Origin of the sequence: Hymenobacter sp., from assembly GCF_035709525.1 — a bacterium.
Classification (GTDB): domain Bacteria; phylum Bacteroidota; class Bacteroidia; order Cytophagales; family Hymenobacteraceae; genus Hymenobacter.
The window spans coordinates 1-6,878 of record NZ_DASTEP010000002.1 but is presented as its reverse complement, the minus strand read 5'-3'; the positions used below and the strand labels follow the sequence as shown (position 1 = coordinate 6,878).

At 60.5% G+C, this 6,878-nt stretch carries 7 protein-coding genes; 3 read left to right on the top strand and 4 right to left on the bottom strand.

What is annotated here, in order from left to right; translation table 11 throughout:
• Window positions 1-69 precede the first annotated feature (69 nt).
• The 3 genes from VFO93_RS00170 to VFO93_RS00160 form a co-directional block, all read right to left on the bottom strand.
• Window positions 70-345: a barstar family protein gene (locus VFO93_RS00170; protein ID WP_325132273.1), complete on the bottom strand. Its 276-nt coding sequence runs from the start codon at window positions 343-345 to the stop codon at window positions 70-72.
• A gap of 158 nt (window positions 346-503) precedes the next feature.
• Window positions 504-1,289, bottom strand: a complete 786-nt coding sequence (locus VFO93_RS00165; protein ID WP_325132272.1) for a M57 family metalloprotease — start codon at window positions 1,287-1,289, stop codon at window positions 504-506.
• A 409-nt stretch (window positions 1,290-1,698) separates the two neighbouring features.
• The gene (locus VFO93_RS00160) at window positions 1,699-3,168 is read right to left on the bottom strand and encodes a serine hydrolase (RefSeq protein ID WP_325132271.1); all 1,470 of its coding nucleotides are present in this window, start codon (window positions 3,166-3,168) and stop codon (window positions 1,699-1,701) included.
• Window positions 3,169-3,615: 447 nt separating this feature from the next.
• Between VFO93_RS00160 and VFO93_RS00155 the strand changes: the two genes are divergently transcribed.
• Entirely contained in the window at window positions 3,616-3,918 is a 303-nt protein-coding gene (locus tag VFO93_RS00155; protein WP_325132270.1) for a hypothetical protein, read from the top strand.
• 88 nt (window positions 3,919-4,006) lie between these two features.
• Entirely contained in the window at window positions 4,007-4,681 is a 675-nt protein-coding gene (locus tag VFO93_RS00150) for a porin family protein (RefSeq protein WP_325132269.1), read from the top strand.
• 148 nt (window positions 4,682-4,829) lie between these two features.
• Here VFO93_RS00150 and VFO93_RS00145 read toward each other — a convergent pair whose 3' ends face one another.
• Window positions 4,830-5,003, bottom strand: coding sequence for a hypothetical protein (locus VFO93_RS00145; protein ID WP_325132268.1), 174 nt, complete (start codon window positions 5,001-5,003; stop codon window positions 4,830-4,832).
• A 259-nt stretch (window positions 5,004-5,262) separates the two neighbouring features.
• Here VFO93_RS00145 and VFO93_RS00140 point away from each other — a divergent pair, with 259 nt between their 5' ends.
• On the top strand, window positions 5,263-6,771 hold the full coding sequence (locus VFO93_RS00140; RefSeq protein ID WP_325132267.1) for a dihydrolipoamide acetyltransferase family protein: 1,509 nt from the start codon (window positions 5,263-5,265) through the stop codon (window positions 6,769-6,771).
• Window positions 6,772-6,878 lie beyond the last annotated feature (107 nt).

Sequence of the window (6,878 nt, the reverse complement as noted above, 5' to 3'; positions counted from 1 at the left end):
TTTTTGCGTACGAACGGCGTAAAAACGCGAACTACAAAGTTCGCGCTACGTGCTCGCCGCCCTCACTGGCTACCCCAGCACCAGCCGCTTAGCCGGCCGCTCCTCGTGGTAGTCGGCGATAATCTGCCGCAGTATCTGCATATCCTTGGGGCAGGCCTCGGCATACTCCTGCCAGTTGCGCAGCACTACTTCATCCGGCATCTCCACCACCGCAATGATGGCGTCCCACAGCGCATCCCAGCTGGGGCCGTACCAATCAGGAAACCCTAGGTGCTGCTTAAACGCTTGGTGAATAGCAACCTTACTATTGATGCCTGCTAGGTCGATTGTTACGTTGTTAGTCATGGCTTGTATCATTTTCTATATAACAGCGTGCCCCCACTACTTCTTATACTATCGTGGATTTAGCGCGGCGCAACACGCATCAGTTTACCTCATAATAAAGGCCGGCCTCTCGCATGGAGAAGCCGGCCTTCTTAGATAAAGTCACTTAATATACTTCGCTACTGCGGGTAGATAGTCTGCACGGCCGTAATGTCGCCGGCCGTGAAGCCCTGCCACGGCAGCACCGTCGCGTTCATCACCGAGTTGGGGTCGCTGGTGGGCGTGCCGGTGATGAAGACGCCCTGCGTCTGGTTGGTGTGGGTGAGGCCGTGGATGTGGCCCATCTCGTGGGTCATGGTAAACTCCTTATAGCTTGCGCTCAAGTAGTTGTATTTGGTGTTGATGGTCACTGTGTTGCCGGGGCGGCCGTTGGAATAAGGCAGGTAGGCACGGGCAATCCAGTTTTCATCGGCATAGCCTAGGTTCACTACCACGTCGGCCGCGCTGCTGCTGGTTACTTCGCGCAGGAAGAGCTTGGTGCCGTTCACGGCGTTCCAGTTGGTGATGCTGGCGCGGGTGGCCGTTTTCCAGTCGGCGGGCACGTCGGCATTAATGAAGTAATCGATGTTGGTGACGTAGGTGTTCGACACCAGGTAGTTCCAGCGCCACTGCTCGCCCTGCGCAACGCGGCCGGTGCTGGCCGCCATGCGCTCCTGGGCATCGGCCGCCGTAATCAGCACGTCGCCTTCGAGCACGAAGCTTTTTTGCGCCTCGTTGTACACGATGTCACTGGCTTTCACGCCGGTAGAGGTGGCCAAAAAGGTCTTTAGCTCCGCCACGGGCACGGCCGGCGCAATTTCTTCTTTGCTTTTCGACTCGCACGAAAACAGCAGCGCCGCGCCGGCGGCCAGGCCCAGGGCCTTGTGCAATCCTACTACTTTGGGGCTCAAAATAGACTTCATCATAAGGGGGTGGCTGAGAGATGAAACGTTGGTGAATTGTCGGCGTAAAAGCCCAGCTTAGGCTGATTAGGTTCCGCCGCCCGGCGCGCCGGGCGGCGGTAGCCCCAGCACCACCGCCCCCGGCTGCCACCTGTTTTCCCTAAAAATGCCAGCTGCTATCAGTCCGCATCAAATTCTTCTTATTCAAAACAATCTATTGATTATAAATAACTTATTATAAGCACAGCGGCAAAATAATTAGGACTAAGCCGCTCATTATCTGTCGCCGCCTCTTTGCTAGAATCCGCTGTTATTTTCCTGTAAAAATTATTTCGCTTTTGCTCTTAGCTGGACGAATTGCGCTTACCAAATCCTTGTCAACTAACCTAAATTGCGGAGTAGCGCCGCGTAGCGGTGCGGCAACTTGAGGTAATCATTCCGAGTTACCGCTACCCTTCAACTCCTCCAGCGCTTTCTTCGCGCTTGTGCTGGTGGGGTCCAGGGCGAGCGCAGCAGCGTAGCTGCGCGCGGCTTCGGTGAGCTTGCCGGCTTTGCGATAGGCTTCGCCCAAACTGTCGTGGGTATTGGATGACTGCGGAAACAGCTGAACCGCCCAGCCAAAGACCGCAATGGCATCATCGAGGCGATTGGCGCGGAGGAATTTGTACCCTAAGGCGTTGAACGCTTTCTCGCTCAAGTCGTATTCGCGGCGCTGGGTGGCGAGACTCTGGTAGGCGGCCAGCATGGCCTGGGTGCCCTCGCGATACGCGATGGGGGTCAGCAACTCGTCTAAGCTGCGGAGTGCGAGTTGCATGGGTTTGCCATTGAGCACTTCCATCAAGTCCTGGCCCATCTGCACTACTAAGGCTCCCTGCCAGAAGTTGTCGAGGATGATAACGCAGTCCTGGTTCGGCTCGGAGCGCAGGTAATAGCTTTGGTAGCCGGGCACGCTGCCGGTATGCGAGGCCACGGGCAGGCGGCGGCCATCGGGTAGCGTCCACTGCCCCACGTTCCAACCAAAACCGTAGGCGGCACTGTGCGCTTGCAGCATGAGGGCCCGCGTTTCCGGACGCAGCAGCCGGGAGCCGTACAGCGCACAATCGAACCGGAAAAGGTCATCGGCCGTGCTGTAAATGCCAGCCGCTGAGAAAGAAACGCTGGAATTAACGGTAAGTGGATGTTCCAGCACGCCGACGGGCGAGCGGGAATAGCCAAGCGCCAGCCTGGGCAGCACATCCCGCTCCGAAAACAGGCCGCTGGCGCTCATGCCAGCCGGGCCGAACAGCCGTTGCTGAAGGTTATCGGCTAATTTCTGCCCGGTAACGCGCTCGATAATGACGCCCAGCAAGTAGAACCCGTTGTTGTTGTACCGAAACTTGCTGCCGGGCTGTTCGAGCAAGCTGGGCTTTATCCACTCGCGGGCAAAGTCCAGGGGCGCGTAGCTGCGCCGGGCTGCGGTCTGGTACCAGGCATCGTCGTAGCGAGCGGGCAAGTCGGCCAGGCCCGAGGTATGGCTGAGCAGTTGCGCTACCGTTACCGGCGCGGCAGCAGTGCCGCCGTACAACTCGGATAGGTAGGAGCCGAGGGTACCGTCCAGCATCAAGCGCCCCTGCTCAACGAGTTGCAGCACCAGCGTGGCGATAAGCGGTTTGCTCAGCGAGCCAATCCGATAGCGGTCATTGGGGCCGTTCGGAACGGCCCATTCAGCATTTGCCTGCCCATAGGAACCGCGAAAGAGCACCTTACCGCCCCGGGCAACAAGCACCGTCCCGTTGAAACCCCGCCGCTTGGCATAGCTATCGACCAACTGGCGAAAATCGGGATGCCCCTCCCGCGCAAACGCCGGTAGCGTGCATATGAGTTGACAGGCCAGCACAAAGCAAGCAAAAGTAAGAATCCTCATGAATCATTCGGTGAAGTAGTTCGGAGCAGGGGGTACTTGCTTATTACCCGAACGTTACAGTGACTATGAGCAAAAAACATTTTTCCCACTGGGACAGGCGTCTGCTTGGAAAGGCACCACCCGGGTTACACTTAGCAAAAAGCTCGACAATCGGCTAGGGCAAAAAGGCTATTGAATTCCTTGTAAGCTTCGCCGCAGCATCTGAGCCAGCTTTTTACTGAAAGCTAGCTTCTTAGGCAAATCAGCGCCGCTACCGCGAGGGCCATGCTGGCCACTGCCCTGCGTACCAGCAGTAGCTACGGCGGCTTTCGCTGGTAGACATTGACCAGCCCAACCGCTAACTAACTGCCACTGCCACGTACCAAACGGCGCACCGCCCGAGTTAAGGGTGCGTAGCAAAGCGCTACTGCTGGCCCAGCCAGTCACCATTTTCCCTTTTCCCCTCTTATGTTGCGAACCGCCCTTCTTGTCTTCAGCCTATCGGGCTTGCTGGCTACGGCCGCCGTAGTGGCCCACGCCGAGCCCGCCGCCCCCACCTGGCGCGGCTGGGGCTTTCGGCACCGCCGCCCCGCGCAGGGCGATTTTGTGCCCGTGTACGCCACCTACCCCTACCACAGCCGCGAGCGCCACGGCCTGTTTGGCTTTTTGCACCGCAGCAACCCCACCGCCCGGCACCTCGGCAAGGCCAAGCGGCCGGCCCACTACCCGGCGGGCTCCGGCTCGCGCCCGCACACCACGGGGCGGTTTTAGCCGCGTAGCAGCGTAGACTGCGCCATTCGCAATACGGCTCTCTGCATCGCGCAGAATCCATCGCCGAGCCTGCCGCGTATATCGGGCCATGAAAAACCTACTTCTTAGCGCGGCCGCGGCCGCTTTGGTAGCCGTGGCGGCGGCCCCGGCGGCCCACGCGCAGGCGGTGCGCTTTGGCCTGAAGGCCGGCGGCAATCTGTCTAACTTGTCGGGCGACCTCACCAATCAAGACCAGTATAAAAATCGCTTCGGCTTTCACGGCGGAGCCATGCTCAACGTGGGGCTGGTGGCCGACGATTTTCTGGCCATTCAGGTAGAAGGCCTGTACTCGCAAAAGGGCTTTAAGTATTCCGACCAGCAGGTGACGCTGCTGGGCAACACCTACCGCACTACCGGCAGCATGCGCTACGACTACCTCGATGTGCCCGTGCTGCTGCGCCTCAAAACGGGCGGCCTGTTTTTTGAAGCGGGCCCGCAATACAGCTACTTGCTGAACCTCAACAACAGCCGCACGCAGTACGTGAATGGCAACATCACCAGCGGTACTTCTTACAGCTCCTCTAACCTCGACCAAATCAAGCGCAGCGAACTGGGCTACGCGGCCGGCCTGGGCTTTCAGGCCGACAACGGCTTGCTGCTGGGCTTGCGCTACAACGGCGCGTTCACCGATTTTGCCAGGAACGGCTACAGCAACGACGAGTTTCGCAATGCCCGGCACTCCACGTTTCAGGCCTACGTAGGGGTGCTGCTGGGCGGCAAATAGGCAAGTCTTTTTTGCCTTTTTGCCCCGCTTCGCGCTGCCCTTCTTCATCCGAAAAAGCGCCTTCTGGTGACCAGAAGACGCTTTTTTTGTGGCCTGATGTAGGCAGCGGCCCCTGGCCACAAGCCGCCAAAGCAGCTTCCGGCGGCGGCTATAGATTGGCCCAGAGGCGCAGCAGCACTTGCAGGTGGTAGCCCGGCGCGGGCTGGGGCAGCGCCTGCACGGGCTGCCGCGACAGCGATACCGTGCCCCAGGTGGGGGCGGCGGTAGCAGATTTGTGCCAGGTGGGCAACTGAGAGGCAGAAGGTAACGAGTTTGCTTTCATAACTAAAAGAAAAATGAGCGGTTGCGGAAAGGACAGGCCTTATTTCAGGGTCGAAGCTACTACAAAGCAATCACTTCTACTCAGCCACGGCAATACCCATAAGTAGGTATTTTTTGGGGGCCGGGCCGGCAGCCGGGCACGGGGCCGGCGGCGTATACCGCGCGGCACGGCCGGGCAGTGCGGGGGCGCTTTCGCTTCTGCCTACCTTTGCGCCACGAACTCTCCCGCCCACCCCTACCCCCTAAAGAACCCCTGCCCTATGGCCCTAGTGGAAATGACGATGCCCAAGATGGGCGAATCCATCATGGAAGGCACCGTGCTGAAATGGCTCAAACAGGTCGGCGACGCCATTGAGCAAGACGAAGCGGTGCTGGAAGTAGCTACCGATAAAGTAGATACCGAAGTACCCGCCCTCTACGCCGGCACCCTGGCCGAGATACTGGTGCAGGAAGGCGAAGTAGTGGCCGTGGGCGCGCCCATCGCCCGCATCGAAACGTCGGCGGGCGGCACGCCTACCCAGGTCGAAGAAAACAACGACCTCGAAGAAGCCAGCGCCAACCCACCCGTGGCTGACCCCGACAATATTCCGCCGCTGCCCACCGCGCCCCCCGGCCCGGCCGATGTGCCCTACCTGCCCGCCCCCGGTGCGCCCGTGGCCCCCGCCCCGGCTACGGCCGACGAGCACCCCGTGCTGGCCGGCCGCTTCTACTCGCCGCTGGTGCTCAGCATCGCCCGTGAGGAAGGCGTGAGCATGAGCGACCTCGAGCGCCTGCCCGGCACCGGCCAGGAAGGCCGCGTCACTAAAAAAGACATTCTGGACTACGTGGCTGGCGGCAAGCAGCCGCTGGTGCCCACGGCGGCCCCGGCTCCCGCGCCAAGCGCGGCCCCGGTTACCGCTGCTGCACCCGCCGCCCCGGCGGCCGCCCCGGCCAAAGCCCCCGAGCCGCAGGCAGCGCCGGCCCCCGCGCCCAGCACCAATGGCCAGGCGGCTACCAAGCCCGAGCCACCCAAAGCCCCGGCTGCTACGCCCGCTAGCAAGCCCGCCCCCTCGGTATCGGGCAACCAGGAGCTGATTGAGATGGACCGCATGCGTAAGATGATTGCGCAGCGCATGGTTGATTCCAAGCGCATTTCGCCGCACGTCACGAGCTTCGTGGAGGCCGACGTGACCGAGCTGGTGAACTGGCGCAACAAGCACAAGGACGCCTACAAGAAGCGCACCGGCGAGAACCTGACCTTCACGCCGCTCTTCGTGTGGGCCGTGGCCCGCGCCATCCAGGACTATCCACTCATTAACGTGTCGATTGATGGCGACTACATCATCAAGAAGCGCGACGTGAACGTGGGCGTGGCCGTGGCCCTGCCCTCGGGCAACCTCATCGTGCCGGTCATTCACAACGCCGACCAGCTCAACCTCAACGGCCTGACCAAGAAGGTAAACGACCTCGCCAACCGCGCCCGCCAGAACAAGCTCACGCCCGCTGACCTCGAAGGCGGCACCTACACGCTCAGCAACGTGGGCTCGTTTGGCAACGTCATGGGCACGCCCATCATCATGCAGCCGCAGGTGGCCATCATGGCCGTGGGCGCCATCAAGAAAAAACCGGCCGTGATTGAGACGCCGCAGGGCGACCTCATCGGCGTGCGCCACTTTATGTTCCTCAGCCACAGCTACGACCACCGCGTGGTCGATGGCTCGCTCGGCGGCATGTTCGTGCGCAAGGTGGCCGACTACCTCGAACAGTTCGACCCGAACACGGCGATTTAGGGCGTCTTTTTGGCCCTTGCTTATTCACGTTCGTCATGCTGAACGCAGTGAAGCATCTCTACCGCACCGTTGGAAAGGTATCCTGACGGTGCGGTAGAGATGCTTCA

What these genes read in the sequence shown, in the direction of transcription:
- VFO93_RS00155 (WP_325132270.1), top strand. Translation starts at nt 3,616, where the DNA reads ATGTTGCGAACCGCCCTTCTTGTCTTCAGCCTATCGGGCTTGCTGGCT.
- VFO93_RS00170 (WP_325132273.1), bottom strand. Translation starts at nt 345, where the DNA reads ATGACTAACAACGTAACAATCGACCTAGCAGGCATCAATAGTAAGGTT.
- VFO93_RS00140 (WP_325132267.1), top strand. Translation starts at nt 5,263, where the DNA reads ATGGCCCTAGTGGAAATGACGATGCCCAAGATGGGCGAATCCATCATG.
- VFO93_RS00145 (WP_325132268.1), bottom strand. Translation starts at nt 5,003, where the DNA reads ATGAAAGCAAACTCGTTACCTTCTGCCTCTCAGTTGCCCACCTGGCAC.
- VFO93_RS00160 (WP_325132271.1), bottom strand. Translation starts at nt 3,168, where the DNA reads ATGAGGATTCTTACTTTTGCTTGCTTTGTGCTGGCCTGTCAACTCATA.
- VFO93_RS00150 (WP_325132269.1), top strand. Translation starts at nt 4,007, where the DNA reads ATGAAAAACCTACTTCTTAGCGCGGCCGCGGCCGCTTTGGTAGCCGTG.
- VFO93_RS00165 (WP_325132272.1), bottom strand. Translation starts at nt 1,289, where the DNA reads ATGATGAAGTCTATTTTGAGCCCCAAAGTAGTAGGATTGCACAAGGCC.